This window comes from Trebonia kvetii (genome assembly GCF_007827045.1).
In the GTDB taxonomy this organism is placed as follows: Bacteria; Actinomycetota; Actinomycetes; order Streptosporangiales; family Streptosporangiaceae; genus Trebonia; species Trebonia kvetii.
The window spans coordinates 471,625-485,252 of sequence record NZ_RPFW01000001.1; the positions used below are offsets into that span (position 1 = coordinate 471,625).

At 70.4% G+C, this 13,628-nt stretch carries 12 protein-coding genes; 5 read left to right on the forward strand and 7 right to left on the reverse strand.

The window, feature by feature from the left end; translation table 11 throughout:
* Positions 1–185 precede the first annotated feature (185 nt).
* Positions 186–2,375 carry a helix-turn-helix domain-containing protein gene (locus tag EAS64_RS01905; RefSeq protein WP_187365631.1) on the forward strand — a complete coding sequence of 730 codons (2,190 nt, stop codon included), beginning with the start codon at positions 186–188 and terminating at the stop codon, positions 2,373–2,375.
* A gap of 44 nt (positions 2,376–2,419) precedes the next feature.
* Entirely contained in the window at positions 2,420–3,241 is an 822-nt protein-coding gene (locus EAS64_RS01910) for a PHP domain-containing protein (RefSeq protein ID WP_145850975.1), read from the forward strand.
* Between the two features lie 10 nt (positions 3,242–3,251).
* On the opposite strand, the gene EAS64_RS01915 is transcribed toward EAS64_RS01910, so the two are convergent.
* On the reverse strand, positions 3,252–4,088 hold the full coding sequence (locus tag EAS64_RS01915) for an N-acetylmuramoyl-L-alanine amidase (protein WP_187365632.1): 837 nt from the start codon (positions 4,086–4,088) through the stop codon (positions 3,252–3,254).
* Positions 4,089–4,203: 115 nt separating this feature from the next.
* Here EAS64_RS01915 and EAS64_RS01920 point away from each other — a divergent pair, with 115 nt between their 5' ends.
* Entirely contained in the window at positions 4,204–5,775 is a 1,572-nt protein-coding gene (locus EAS64_RS01920) for a DNA-3-methyladenine glycosylase 2 (RefSeq protein ID WP_145852268.1), read from the forward strand.
* A gap of 31 nt (positions 5,776–5,806) precedes the next feature.
* Positions 5,807–6,364, forward strand: a complete 558-nt coding sequence (locus tag EAS64_RS01925; RefSeq protein WP_145850977.1) for a methylated-DNA--[protein]-cysteine S-methyltransferase — start codon at positions 5,807–5,809, stop codon at positions 6,362–6,364.
* A gap of 14 nt (positions 6,365–6,378) precedes the next feature.
* Here EAS64_RS01925 and EAS64_RS01930 read toward each other — a convergent pair whose 3' ends face one another.
* The 4 genes from EAS64_RS01930 to EAS64_RS01945 form a co-directional block, all read right to left on the reverse strand.
* Entirely contained in the window at positions 6,379–7,659 is a 1,281-nt protein-coding gene (locus tag EAS64_RS01930) for a PrsW family intramembrane metalloprotease (protein WP_145850978.1), read from the reverse strand.
* Positions 7,660–7,751: 92 nt separating this feature from the next.
* The gene (locus tag EAS64_RS01935) at positions 7,752–7,982 is read right to left on the reverse strand and encodes a DUF397 domain-containing protein (RefSeq protein ID WP_342781997.1); all 231 of its coding nucleotides are present in this window, start codon (positions 7,980–7,982) and stop codon (positions 7,752–7,754) included.
* Positions 7,983–8,027: 45 nt separating this feature from the next.
* Positions 8,028–8,450: a YccF domain-containing protein gene (locus EAS64_RS01940; RefSeq protein WP_145850980.1), complete on the reverse strand. Its 423-nt coding sequence runs from the start codon at positions 8,448–8,450 to the stop codon at positions 8,028–8,030.
* Positions 8,451–8,517: 67 nt separating this feature from the next.
* The gene (locus EAS64_RS01945) at positions 8,518–8,742 is read right to left on the reverse strand and encodes a DUF2277 domain-containing protein (protein WP_145850981.1); all 225 of its coding nucleotides are present in this window, start codon (positions 8,740–8,742) and stop codon (positions 8,518–8,520) included.
* 96 nt (positions 8,743–8,838) lie between these two features.
* On the opposite strand from EAS64_RS01945, the gene dapB reads away from it, so the two are divergent.
* Positions 8,839–9,582, forward strand: a complete 744-nt coding sequence (gene dapB / locus EAS64_RS01950; protein WP_145852270.1) for a 4-hydroxy-tetrahydrodipicolinate reductase — start codon at positions 8,839–8,841, stop codon at positions 9,580–9,582.
* On the opposite strand, the gene EAS64_RS01955 is transcribed toward dapB, so the two are convergent.
* Positions 9,545–11,023, reverse strand: a complete 1,479-nt coding sequence (locus EAS64_RS01955) for a M16 family metallopeptidase (protein WP_145850982.1) — start codon at positions 11,021–11,023, stop codon at positions 9,545–9,547. The genes dapB and EAS64_RS01955 overlap by 38 nt on opposite strands.
* A complete protein-coding gene (locus EAS64_RS01960) occupies positions 11,024–13,372 on the reverse strand; it encodes a polyribonucleotide nucleotidyltransferase (protein WP_145850983.1) in 2,349 nt (782 codons plus the stop codon).
* Positions 13,373–13,628: the final 256 nt, after the last annotated feature.

Consider the following 13,628-nt stretch of genomic DNA (forward strand, 5'->3'; position numbering starts at 1 on the left):
TCGTGCCCCTAACCACAGAGTAGCCCCCCGCGCAAGCATCCGCACATGGCGAGGCCGCTGGCCGCCGAGATTAAACAGCGTCGAACGAGCAGCAATTACTCGTCGGACCTGTCGTGGCGACTTGTCCGCCCTACACTCGTTTGGGTGGATGGCGAGCGCCACACGCTGGGACCAGGAGGTGCCGGGTGAATCGTCAGGGCAGCGGGCCCGGCAGAGGCACGTTCGGCCGGCCAGGTGACGCTGCCTTCGCTCGCGACGCATACCAGCGTGACTCCTACCTGGAGGCGAGCGCCTACCCCGTCGATCCCGGATACCAGGGCTATGCGGGAGGCCGCGAGCGCCCGCGGCCCGCCGACCAGCCGCCTGGTCCACCGCGACCGCGACCGCGACCGGAGCGCGGCGCCCCGCCCAGGCCAGGTTCCCCGTCACGGGGCGCCCGCCAGGCGACGCAGGACCCAGGATCGGCCGACCGGCCCTGGCAGCGTCCCGCGGACGCCATGCCCGGCGTGGGCCGTCCACGCCCGCGCCCGGCGGGACCGCGCCCCCGGCAGGCGCCGCCTGGTCAGCAACGTCCGGGTTCCGCGCGCGGCCCGCGCGACGCCGGGTACTACGACCCCCAGGGCCAGCAGGCGCGGCCATATCCGCCGGCTGGGCAGGGGCAGAGGCCGCAGGAGGCCGGCTATCCCGGTCAGGGACACGGTCCTGGCAGGCAGAACCCCGCGCCAGGATGGGCGGGGACGTCCGGGTACCCGGACGTCCAGCAGTGGGCAGGCGCCGGGCAGGCGGGGCAGCCGGGACCGATGCCTTCAGGCCGGGGCGGCAGCGCGGGCGGGCAAGGGCCGAGCCAAGCTCAGGGCGGCATGCCCGGTCAGGGGCAGTACCAGGCGGGGCAGTTCGCTCCCGGCTGGCAGGGCCGGGGCCAGGCGCCGCGACCAGGCCAGGAGCAGGCGTGGTCGGCGGGACAGCAGGGCTACCGGCAACCGGGGTTCGGCCAGCAGGGCTTCGCGTCACCGGGTTCCGGGCAGCCGTACCCAGACCATGGCAACGACTACGGACAGGCTCCGTACCCGGCCGGGTACGGAGCGGCAGGTCAGGCCTGGTTCGGCCAGGGACAGCCGTACGGCGCCGCGGCCGGGCAGGCTCCCTACCACGCGGGCCAGCACGGCGCCGGGCAGCAGCAGTACAGCGCAGGCCAGCAGTACGGAAACGGGCAGTACGACGGCCAGCAGGCGGCCGGGCAGTTCGGGCAGCCTCCGCGTAACACCGGATCCTGGCAGGCCGCCGGGCCTGACCAGGGACAGGGCTGGACGCCCGGTGCGGCGCACCCCGGCCCGAATCAGCGGAACACCGGGTCGTGGCAGGCCACGGGCCCGGCAGCCGGCCAGGTCTGGACACCAGGTCCGTCCCACCCCGGCGCTAACCCGAGAAACACCGGATCATGGCAGGCCGCTGGCCCTGCCGCGGGTCAGGCATGGACACCGGGTCCGGGATATCCCAGCGGCAACCCCAGGAACACCGGCTCCTGGCAGGCTGCCCCCGGAGCGTACGGTCCCGACACGCGAATGACGGGCGGCTGGCAGGCGTCGGGTCCCGGGCAGTTCGGTGGCGTGCCCCGAGACGCTGGCTCCTGGCAGGCGGCCGGGGCCGAGCAGGCTCAGGGCTGGGCGCCGGGCCAGGGGCACGCCGGCCGTAACACCGGCTCCTGGCAAGCCGCAGGACCCGATCAGGGATACGGCGGGGCCCAGGGCCAGTACGGCCAGGGGGCCAGGAACACGGGTTCCTGGCAGGCCGCTAGCGGTCCGCCCGGGCCCGGGTGGCCCAGTCAGGGACAGCAGCCGTACCCTGGCCAGCCGCACCAGGGCCAGCCCTATCAGGGGGCACAGGACGCCGGCCTGCGTAACTCCGGCGGCTTCGGGCGGGCAGGCAGTCCGGTCATCAGGCAGCGTGACAGCGCACTGCCTGACCCGCCGCCCGGGCCGAAGGCACCAATCGCCGCGATTGAGAACGACAACGTCGCCGCGTTCGCCCGCGACCTGCGCATGCTCCGCTCGAAGGTCGGGCTCGACTACCCGGACATGGCGGAGAAGTCGCACTACACCATGCGCACCCTGGCCTCGGCCGCCGGCGGCCTGCGGCTGCCCACGCTGCCGGTGCTCATCGCCTACGTCAACGCCTGCGGGGGCGACGTCGCCGAGTGGGAAGAGCGCTGGGGCCGGCTGACCAAGTCGGGTAAGCGCACGGGGCAGGTGGCGCTTCTGCCTGGCGGGCAAGACCAGGCTTCGCACCAGGGCAACGGGCCGATTCCGCAGGGCGCGCGGCAGACCGGCGAGATCTACGTCATCACCTCGGCCAGGCAGCGCGACGAGCGCTGGTAGCCGGCGGGTGCGGGCGGTCATCCCACCGCAAATACAATGGCCGGGTGCTGCCTGCGGACAATCATGTGCATACCGAATGGTCCTACGACACGTCTGCGGGCGCCTCGATGGTCCGCAGTTGCGAGCAGGCCGTGGCCGTCGGACTGCCGGCCATCGCGTTCACTGAGCACCTGGAGTTCACCAGCGGCGGCCCGGGCGACGCCATCCACGATGTCGCCACCGACCACCGCTGGTGGAGCAGGATCAAGCCGCTTGACGCCGAGGGATACCTGGCGTGCATCGCAGAATGCCGAGAGCGCTTTCCCGGCCTGCGGATTCTGTCGGGAGTGGAAGCGGGTGAGTCGCACCTGTTCGGCGCGAGCGCGGGCGCGATCGTGGGCAGTCACGACTTCGACCGGATTCTCGGCTCGCTGCACGCGGTGCCGTACCGGGGCAGGCTCATCTCGGCGGACGCGCTCTTCGGCCCCATGTCCGACGCCGACGCGATGCGCTACTACTTCACCGAAATGGTCGCGCTTATCGACGGCAGTGACCTGTTTCAGGTGCTCGCCCACCTGGACTTCCCGCGCCGTTACTGGCCGCGGGGCGCGCACCTGTTTCGTGAGCAGCCGTTCGAGGAGGAGTACCGCACGGTGCTTCGCGCACTCGCCGCCACCGGACGGGTGCTCGAGATCAACACGAAGACGCCGCTCGCCTCGGTCGACCTGGTTCGCTGGTGGCGGGAAGAGGGCGGGACCGCCGTCTCCTTCGGCAGCGACGCCCACCTGCCCAACCGCGTCGGCGACCGCTTCAAGCTGGCGGTCGACGTCGTCGAGGCGGCCGGCTTCCGCCCGGGCCGCGACCCGTACGACTTCTGGCGCGCCTAGCCGCCCGCCGTTACTTCAGAAACTTGATGATCGCGTTGAGAAGGGCGCGGGCGACCTGCTGCTGAAACGTGGCGGACGCAAGCAGCCGGGCATCGGTGGCGTTCTTCATGTTGCCGACCTCGATGAGGATCTTCGGGACCTTGGTGAGGTTCAGGCCGGCCAGGTCGTCGCGGTAACTGACGCCGTTGGTGCCGTCGTAGTTGCTGACCGGCATCTTCTTCACGGCGAGCATGGCCCCCTTGATGTCGGCGCCGAACGTGCGCGACGAGTGGATCACCTTGTCGTTCGGGCCGTCGGCGACTGGTTCAAGCAGCGCGAAGCCGCGGCAGCCCGCGCAGTAGGCGCCGTCCGCGTGGATGTCGACGGCGACGTTGGCGTGCGCGCCGTTGATGATGAACGAGCGCTTGTTCACGCAGGGGCCGTGACCCTTGTTGCTCGGCCTGGTCATGACGACCTTGGCGCCGTCCTTGACTAGGTCGGCCTTGAGGTAGCTCGCGACGTGCCAGTTGAACAGCGCCTCGGTGAAGGTGTGCGCCCAGTCCGTCTGCGTGCCCGTGGTGTCGCAGTCCTCCCACTCCCTGCCGTTCCACACCTGCTGTGCGAGGTAGGCGGGGTAGTCCTTGTTGAGGCCGTTGTGCCCGGGGTCGATGCCGACGATCTTGCCCTTGAGCGGCAGCGCGGTCGCCGCGGTCATCGCGGCGGCGGACTGCGGCTGCACGATGAGCGCCGTCCGCGTCGCGGTGGCAACCGCGTGCGCGGAGATGGTGCCGGTCGCGGTGGCGGCGAGGACGATGGCGATCGCGGCGATGGCCAGCCAGTGTGCGGGGCGGGCGAGGCGACGTGTCACAGCGGTCAGCGTAGTATGCGCGCGCCGTCCCGGTATGGGGGTTGACGTCACCACACTGTTCATGTCCGATTTCCGCTAGTGCCGGTCCAGTACGGGTGGTTAAGTGGGGGACGTGATGGACGACGAGCAACGGTATACGGCGGCGAGCAGCCGGGATGCGCGGTTCGACGGGGTGTTCTTCACCGCGGTCAAGACCACCGGCATCTACTGCCGGCCGTCGTGTCCCGCGATCACTCCCAAACGTGCCAACGTCGTGTTCTACCCGACGGCGGCCGCGGCGCAGCAGGCCGGGTTCCGCGCTTGCAAGCGATGCAGGCCCGACGCCTCCCCCGGCTCCCCGGAGTGGAACATCCGCTCCGACGTCGCCGGGCGCGCCATGCGGCTGATCGCGGACGGGGTGGTGGACCGGGCCGGCGTCGACGGGCTCGCCGACCGGCTCGGCTACTCGCCGCGGCAGGTCGGGCGTGTGCTGACTGCCGAGGTGTGCGCTGGGCCGCTGGCGCTTGCCAGGGCGCAGCGGGCACGGACCGCACGCATCCTGGTGGAGACGACGGCCCTGCCGATGGGCGACGTCGCGTTCGCGGCCGGGTTCTCCTCGATCAGGCAGTTCAACGCGACGATGCTCGAGGTCTACGACATCCCGCCGACCGCGCTTCGCGAGCGGGCCGCCCGCAGCGGCGTTTCCGTCGCGGCCACCCGGCGCCGGGTTGTCCCCGAGCCGGCCGGCGACGCCGGAGCGACCGGGGTGCTGCGGCTGCGCCTGCCGTACCGGCCGCCGATCGACCTGGACCGGATGTTCGGCTTCCTCGCGGCGCGCGCCATTCCCGGCGTCGAGGTCGCCTCCCCCGGCGAGTACCGAAGGACAATAAGACTCCCGAACGGTTGCGGCCTGCTCTCGCTGCGCCACGTGCCAAGCGCGAGCTGGGTGGACTGCTCGCTGGTGCTTTCCGATCTGCGGGACGTGACCGCGGCCGTGCAGCGCTGCCGGAGGCTGCTCGACCTGGACGCGGACCCGGCAGCGATCTCCGGTTTCTTCGACGAGGACCCGCTGCTCGGGCCGCTCGCCGCGAAATGCCCGGGCCGGCGCTCGATCGGCGCGGTGGACGGCGACGAGATCGCAGTCAGGGCGGTGCTCGGCCAGCAGGTGTCGGTGGCCGCCGCGCGGCGGCTCGGCGGGCGGCTCACGGCGCTGTACGGCACGCCGCTTCCCCCTGGCCTTGCTGATCTCGGTGCCGCCGAGTGGGGTCTCACGCACGTCTTCCCCGACCCGGCGACGATCGCTGGCCTCGACCCGGGCACGCTGCCGATGCCGCTGTCGCGTGCACGGGCGCTTGCCACTCTCGCTACTTCGCTTGCGGGCGGTGACATCCGGGTGGACGCGGGCGCGGACCGCGAGGAGGTCGAAGCGCGGCTGTTGGCGCTGCCGGGAATCGGGCCCTGGACCGCCGGATACATCAGGATGCGGGGTTTGTCAGACCCGGATGTTTTCCTAGAGGGAGACGTCGGGGTGGCGCGGGCACTGCGGGGGCTCGCGGCCGACCCGGGCGCGCCCGTGACCGTGCCCAGTGTGACAGCGTCCGTCGTGGCGTCGCGGTGGCATCCGTGGCGTTCATACGCGGTGCATCACCTATGGGCCATCGAGGAGCCGCCGGCCAGCCCGGCGGCCGAGTCGCGGGCCGCCAGTTAGGGCCGAGGGTATTCATTCAGGAGGAAGTGTCATGGCAGGACAGTTTCTGGCCGCCGGCCCGACGGCGCCGACGTGGTACGACATCGTGGACTCGCCCGTGGGCCGGGTGCTGCTTACCGGGGACGAGCGGGCGCTTGCCGGGCTCTACCTGCTCGACGCGGGAGAGCGTTCCTACCGGATTCCGGCCGGCTTGGAGCGACGTCCAGGCGCATTCCCGACCGTGGCCGGCCAGCTCGAAGAGTACTTCGCAGGGACGCGCAGGGAGTTCGACGTGCCGCTCGCGCCGTGCGGTACCCCGTTCCAGCTCGCCGTCTGGGCCGAGCTGATGAAGATTGCCTATGGCGAGACGGTCAGCTACGGCGACATCGCGCTCGCACTCGGCAAGCGGCTCGTCGCGTCCCGCGCGGTGGGACTCGCCAACGGGCGCAACCCGATCTCGATCATCGTGCCGTGCCACCGGGTGATCGGCTCAGACGGTTCGCTCACCGGCTACGGCTGGGGTGTCGAGCGGAAGGAATGGCTGCTGCGCCACGAGGGCGCGGTCGCCGTCCGGGAGCCTGCCGACGTGCAGCCCGCGCTCTTCGGCTAGCCCAGCCTCTTCGGCTAGCCCCAGTCTGGCGGCCAGGTCGGGCGGCCGGCCGGCCCGTCGTCCGGGACGTCCGGCCGGCCGGCCCGCGTCGCCGGGTCGCTGACGAAGACCGAGCGGTCGTCAGGGGCGAGCCACGGCGGCGGATACAGGTGTTCCTGGCGGCGGACGACTGCCGCGGCGTCGCGCATCAGGGTCAGTGAGTCGTCGCGGTGCCGTTCATAGACATCGTGACTCGTCTGCCCGAGGCTCTTGCGGCGGCAGGCCATGGCGAGCTCGGTGGCGGCCAGCTGGTACTGGGTCATCGCGCGCCTGCCGTCGAGGCCGAGGTTCAGCCTGGCCCAGTGGCGGCCGAGCCGGCGCATTCGCAGGTTGGCGAGCATCGGGATGTCCTGCGCGGTCACCACCTCGGGATGCTCGAAGTCCGGCAGGAAGCTGGTGATCAGCCTGATCACTCGCTGCCTGTCGGCGACCACGGCGGTGATCACCACGATGAGCACGCCCACGAGGATGACGTAGGTGGCGAGCAGCGCGGTGCCTTCCGCGGTCACCGAGTGATTCCAGACCGCGTCGAGCGCCACCGCCGCGGCCCAGCCGGCGGCGATCGCCAGGTACCGGCCGGTGACCGCGGGACGGGTCGCGGCGTAGGCCACGCCGAGCCCGATCAGCGAGGTGAACAGCGCGTGGAACGCCGGGCCGAAGAGGCCGCGCCTGGTGAACTCCTCGGCGATCGCGCCGGCGCCGTTGCCCCACGCGACGGAGTAGCCGTAGACGTTGGCTACCAGGGCGAAGCCGAGACCCACCATGGAGCCGTAGACGACGCCGTCCTCCACGCCGTCGATCTCGGTGCGCCGGGAGGCGAGCAGCGCGAGCAGCACGAGACCGTTGAGCGTCTCCGCGACGAGCGCACCGCCGATGGCCGCGCCGGCCGGGACCGCGACCGTGAGGCTCGGGTGGGGGCTGAGTTCCGGTGTGGTGATCGAGGCGGTGTGCAGCGCACGGCCGAGCAGTGCGGTGACGACCGCGATGCCCGCGCCGGTGCCGAAGATCGCCGCGAGCAGCGCCCTCGGCTCCGGCTCGAGCCTGTCCAGGTACAGGATGAGCGTGACAAGCAGCGGGAACGGCAGCAGCGCGAGCAGCAGGCCGACCAGGGCGGGCGCCGGGCCGCGCTGCAAGACCACGGCCACGAGCGCGACGATGGCAATGAGGCAGCAGGCCGCAAGGCCGAGCAGGAAAATCACCGGGGTACGTCCGAAACGCGAGGAGTCAAGCACTGGCCTGCGCGCCCGTGGAGACATACCAAAAGGGTAACCGTTACGAACCGGGCGATACCAGACGCTAGGTACGCGGTGGATCTCCGTGCTCCGCTGGCCCGGTCAGGCCGGCGCGTCTACTCGCCGGCGGGCAGCAGCGGCAGGTTGCCGTCCTCGTCCAGGTCGAACTCGCCGTCCTTGACGCCGAGCACGAACGCGTCCCACTCGGCCTCGGTGAAGTACAGCTTGCCCGCTTCCGGCTTGGCGGCGTCGTACATCACGTAGAGCTTCGGCTCGCCCGCTTTGTGCGGGGCCTGCGAGGTGTCGGTGGTGACGTATACCTCGACGCGGCTCTCTGTCTCCTCCATGGCCATAGGCTACTGCGCGGCATGCTCGGCGTGGGGCCAAGAAGCTCACGCGTAGGTATCGCTTGAGCGCCCCGCCCCGTAGCCCGGGTACAGCTCGTCCGACGGCACGATCCGGACGCCGAGCGGGACCAGTGAGATCGGGATCATCTTGAAGTTGGCCAGGCCCAGGGGGATGCCGATGATCGTGATGCACAGGGCGATGCCGGAGGTCAGGTGACCGATCGCCAGCCACCAGCCGAGCAGGATTATCCAGATGATGTTGCCGATGACCGACGCCACCCCGGCGTCACGGCGCCTCGTGATGGACCGGCCGAATGGCCAGATCACGTAGGACGCGATACGGAACGACGCGATCGCGAACGGGATGGTGATGATCAGGATGGCGCAGATGACCCCGGCGATGACGTACGCGATCGCCATCCACCAGCCGCAGAGCACCAGCCAGATTACGTTGAGGATCAGCCGCATACGGAGCTACTACCCGTAGCGGATGAATACCACGCCTGCTACGGATAGTAACCTGGGCGTTCTGGGATCAGGCGCTGGTCTTGGCTGGCGGGCGCACTTCCAGCGCGGCAAGCAGGCGGGCGGTGCTTGCCGCGATCTCCTCCACGGCGGCGTCGAACGCCGCGGCGTTCTTGGCGGCCGGGGCACGGAAGCCGCTGATCTTGCGGACGTACTGCAGCGCCGCGGCGCGCATGTCCGTGTCGGTCACCGCCTCGGTGTACGGCGGGCGCAGGGTCTTAATGGAGCGACACATGTCTGCCAGCGTACGTGCCCGGTCCGACGCTGGGCCTTGCGGCGTAGAATCCTGCGGTTGGCAGGCGAGGCTTACGGCAACGGCACGGGAGGCGTAATGATCAAGGTGGGAGTCCTTGGCGCCAGAGGGCGAATGGGGCGCACCGTCTGCGAGACCGTGCAGGAGGCGCCGGACACCGAACTCGTCGCGCAGGTGGACCAGGGCGACCCGCTCGACCCGCTGCTCGGCTGCGATGTCGTGGTGGACTTCACGCACGTCGCCGCGGTGATGGACAACCTGCGCTGGTGTATCGAGCACGGGGTGACTGTCGTCGTCGGCACCTCGGGCTTCGGCGACGACCGGCTGGCGGAGGTCCGCTCCTGGCTGGCCGCGGCACCCGGCGGCCGGGTGCTCATCGCGCCGAACTTCTCCGTGGGCGCGGTGCTGATGATGCGCTTCGCGGCCCAGGCCGCGCGGTTCTTCGACTCGGCCGAGATCATCGAGCTGCACCACGCGAACAAGATGGACGCGCCGTCAGGCACTGCGCTGCGCACCGCCTCGGTAATCGGCGAGGCGCGCGCCAAGGCGGGCCTCGGCGCCTCCCCCGACGCGACCAAGCAGGAACTGCCGGGCGCGCGGGGTACCACGGTCGACGACGTGCACGTCCACTCGGTGCGGGTGGCCGGCCTTGTCGCGCACCAGGAGGTGCTGTTCGGCGGGCACGGGGAAACCCTGACCATCAGGCACGACTCACTCGACCGCGCCTCGTTCATGCCTGGCGTGCTGCTCGCGGTGCGCGGCGTCGCCTCGCTGCCGGCCGGCCTCACCGTCGGCATCGAGCCGCTCCTAGGCCTCGACTAGCCGGCGCCCGGGGATACGGAGCCACTCCAAGGCCTTGGTCTTGACTGGCGCGCCCGATACGATGGCGGTTTTTGCCATCGGGCGCGCCAGTCAAGACATCGGGGGGTACGGGGGTCGTCCCCCCGGGAGATAACAGGGCAGCCTGGAAGGGCGCCTCGTCCTCGAAGGGGCCGACGACGGCCAGGACCTTGGGCTTGGTCAGGATCTCCGCGGCGATCGCGCGGATGTCGTCGTGCGACACCGCGTCGATGGCCGTGAGGATCTCCTCGACAGGCTCGAGGCCCGGGTAGACGAGCTCGGCCTTGCCGAGGCGGGTCATCCGGGATGACGGGTCCTCGAGGCCGAGCACGATGCCGCCGCGGACCTGGCCCTTGCCGCGGTCGAGTTCCGCGTCCGTCAGTCCGGTCTCAACGACCTTGGCCACTTCGGCGGTGCAGATCGACAGCACCTCGTCGGCCTTGGACGGCAGACAGCCCGCGTAGATGCCCCACAGGCCGCTGTCCGCGTGCTGCGACGCGAAGCTGTAGACCGAGTAGGCCAGGCCCCGCTTCTCGCGCACCTCCTGGAAGAGGCGCGACGACATGCCGCCGCCGAGTGCCGCGTTGAGCACGCCGAGCGCGAACCGCCGGTCGTCCGTGCGGGACAGGCCCTCACAGCCGAGCACCAGGTTGGCCTGCTCGATCGGCCGGGACACCAGGGTCACGCCGGACCCGGCCGCCGGGCCGTAGCCGTCCCACAGGCCGCCAGAGCCGCGCAGCCTGGGCGCGGCCGGCTCGGCGCCGCCGAACTCGGCGAGAACCGGGCCGAACGCCGCCTGGACGTAGCCGACCAGGGTGTCGTGGTCCAGGTTGCCCGCCGCCGAGATGACAAGGTGCGGCGGGGTGTACTTGGCGCGGTAATGCTCGAAGATCAGCTCTCTGGTGATCGCGTTGATCGAGTCCACCGTGCCGAGGATCGGCCGGCCGAGCGGCGTGTCGCCGAACAGCCGCCCGGTGAACGCCTCGTGCACCGAGTCCGCCGGGTCGTCCTCGTTCATCGCGATCTCTTCGAGCACGACGTTGCGCTCGGCGTCGACGTCCTTCGGCTCGATGAGCGAGGACGTCACCATGTCGGACAGCACGTCGATCGCCAGCGGCAGGTCCGCGTCGAGCACCCGCGCGTAGTAGCACGTGTACTCCTTGGCGGTGAACGCGTTCATCTCGCCGCCGACCGCGTCCATCTCCGAGGAGATCTCCAGGGCCGTCCGCTTGTGCGTCCCCTTGAACAGCAGGTGCTCAAGGTAGTGGGTGGCGCCCGCGTGCGAGGTGTCCTCGTCACGCGAGCCCACGCCTACCCAGATGCCGAGCGCGACCGACCGCACGGAGGGGAGGAATTCGGTGACCACGCGCAGGCCGCCAGCAAGGACGGTCCTGCGCACGGTCGACTCAGCAGAATCCATCATCTAGTCGCGGTGCCCGCCGCGCGAACGCTGCCTGGTCCGGCCGCCGCCGTCCCGGTCACCGCGGTCACGGTCGTTCCTGTCGCGACGCGGACCACGGTCTTCGCGGGGCCGGTCGTCCTCGCCGCCGCCGAGGTCTTCTCCGGCCGCCTCGCGCTCGATCACCTCGACGGGGACGAGCGAGAGCTTGCCGCGGTCGTCGATCTCGCGGATCTCCACCTGGATCTTGTCGCCCACGTGGATGACGTCCTCGACGTTCTCGATCCGCCGCCCGCCGTGCAGCTTGCGGATCTGCGTGACGTGCAGCAGGCCGTCCTTGCCTGGCAGCAGTGAGAGGAACGCGCCGAACGTCGTCGTCTTCACGACGGTGCCGAGGAAGCGCTCGCCGATCTCGGGCATGTGCGGGTTCGCGATCGCGTTGATGACGTCCCTGGCCGCGTCGGCGGACGGACCGTCGGTGGCGCCGATGTAGATCGTGCCGTCGTCCTCGATCGTGATCTCGGCGCCGGTGTCGTCCTGGATCGAGTTGATCATCTTGCCCTTCGGGCCGATGACCTCGCCGATCTTGTCCACCGGGACCTTGATGGTGATGATCCTTGGCGCGTAGGGCGACATCTCGGCCGGCTCGCTGATCGCATCTCGCATCACGCCGAGGATCGTCATCCGGGCGCCGCGCGCCTGCTTGAGCGCGCCCGCCAGGACCGAGGCAGGGATGCCGTCGAGCTTGGTGTCGAGCTGGAGCGCGGTAATGACCTGCTCGGTGCCCGCCACCTTGAAGTCCATGTCACCGAACGCGTCCTCGGCACCGAGGATGTCGGTCAGCGTCACGTACTGACCGCCCTCATAGATCAGGCCCATCGCGATGCCAGAGACCATGCCCTTGAGCGGCACGCCGGCGCTGAGCAGGGCGAGCGTCGAGGCGCAGACCGAGCCCATCGAGGTCGAGCCGTTGGAGCTGATCGCCTCGGACACCTGCCGGATCGCGTAGGGGAACTCCTCGCGGGTCGGCAGCACCGGAAGGATCGCCCGCTCGGCGAGCGCGCCGTGGCCGATTTCGCGGCGCTTCGGCGAGCCCACGCGGCCGGTCTCACCGGTGGAGTACGGCGGCATGTTGTAGTTGTGCATGTAGCGCTTGGTGCGATCGGGGTTGAGCGTGTCGATCATCTGCTCCATGCGGAGCATGTTCAGCGTGGTGACCCCGAGGATCTGGGTCTCGCCGCGCTCGAACAGCGCCGAGCCGTGCACCCGGGGCAGCACGCCGACCTCGGCCGCCAGCGGCCGGATGTCGGTCAGCCCGCGGCCGTCGATGCGGAGACCGTCGTTGACGACCCGCTTGCGGACCAGCTTCTTGGTCAGCGAGCGAAGGGCCGCGCTGATCTCCTTCTCGCGCCCCTCGAACTTGCCCGCGAGCCGCTCCTGCGCGAGGGCCTTGACCCGGTCCTCCTCGGCGGCGCGCTCCTGCTTGCCCGCGATGGTCAGCGCCTTGCCGAGCTCGTCGGACACCGCGCCGGCGACCGCCTCGAATACGTCTTCCTCGTAGTCGACGAAGACGGGGAACTGCGTGGTGTTCGCCGGGGCGAGACCGGACTCGACCGCCGCGGCGGCGAGGATCCGCTGCGCCTCGCAGAGCGCGGCGATGAACGGCTTGGCGGCCTCGAGCCCCTCGGCGACCGTCTCCTCGTCGGGAGCGACCGCGCCGGTGTTCTCGGCGTCGGCGAGCAGCTTGAGCGTCTGCGGCGTGGACTCCGCCTCGACCATCATGATCGCGACGTCGCCGTCCTCGAGCATCCGGCCGGCGACCACCATGTCGAACGTCGCGAGCTCAAGCTGGGGATGCGTCGGGAACGCGACCCACTGGTCCTTGATCAGCGCGACCCGGACCCCGCCGATAGGGCCGGCGAACGGCAGGCCCGCGAGCTGGGTGGACATGGATGCGGCGTTGATCGCCACCACGTCGTACAGGTGCTCGGGGTGCAGCGCGAGGACCGTCTCCACGATCTGGATCTCGTTGCGCAGGCCCTTGACGAAGGACGGGCGCAGTGGGCGGTCGATGAGCCGGCAGGTGAGGATCGCGTCCTCGGACGGGCGGCCCTCGCGGCGGAAGAACGAGCCGGGAATGCGCCCGGCCGCGTACATGCGCTCCTCGACGTCCACGGTCAGCGGGAAGAAGTCGAGACCTTCCCGCGGCTGCTTGGACGCGGAAGTCGCCGACAGGACGACGGTCTCCTCATCGAGGACGACGAGAGCGGAGCCGGACGCCTGGCGAGCCAGACGGCCGGTTTCAAACCTGATTTTGCGTACGCCAAACTCGCCGTTGTCAATAACGGCTTCGGCGCTTTTCACACCCTTCACGGGTGAGACCTCCTTGCGGTAGATCCCGCACCCACCCGCCGCCATGCCGTGGTCAGCTCTGGCGCACCCGCTTGCCTTCAAGCGAGTGCGCCGGCCGGTCTTCGATCGAAGTCCTCGGGGACAGTGCTGCCGCCGGCGATACGCCGTGACGACAAGCTGTCCTGGAACCCGGGGACCACTACCGAGGACCGGCCCAGGCGCTTGGGCCGGGGGCTACGGGATGTGAGTTGTCGCTCGTATTCTGTTATCACCCGGG

Bases quoted from the DNA above. Each gene is read 5' to 3' on its own strand.
- EAS64_RS01920 (WP_145852268.1), top strand. From the start codon at position 4,204: ATGGACGACGAGCAACGGTATACGGCGGCGAGCAGCCGGGATGCGCGG.
- EAS64_RS01925 (WP_145850977.1), top strand. From the start codon at position 5,807: ATGGCAGGACAGTTTCTGGCCGCCGGCCCGACGGCGCCGACGTGGTAC.
- EAS64_RS01930 (WP_145850978.1), bottom strand. From the start codon at position 7,659: ATGTCTCCACGGGCGCGCAGGCCAGTGCTTGACTCCTCGCGTTTCGGA.
- EAS64_RS01935 (WP_342781997.1), bottom strand. From the start codon at position 7,982: ATGGAGGAGACAGAGAGCCGCGTCGAGGTATACGTCACCACCGACACC.
- EAS64_RS01940 (WP_145850980.1), bottom strand. From the start codon at position 8,450: ATGCGGCTGATCCTCAACGTAATCTGGCTGGTGCTCTGCGGCTGGTGG.
- EAS64_RS01945 (WP_145850981.1), bottom strand. From the start codon at position 8,742: ATGTGTCGCTCCATTAAGACCCTGCGCCCGCCGTACACCGAGGCGGTG.
- dapB (WP_145852270.1), top strand. From the start codon at position 8,839: ATGATCAAGGTGGGAGTCCTTGGCGCCAGAGGGCGAATGGGGCGCACC.
- EAS64_RS01955 (WP_145850982.1), bottom strand. From the start codon at position 11,023: ATGATGGATTCTGCTGAGTCGACCGTGCGCAGGACCGTCCTTGCTGGC.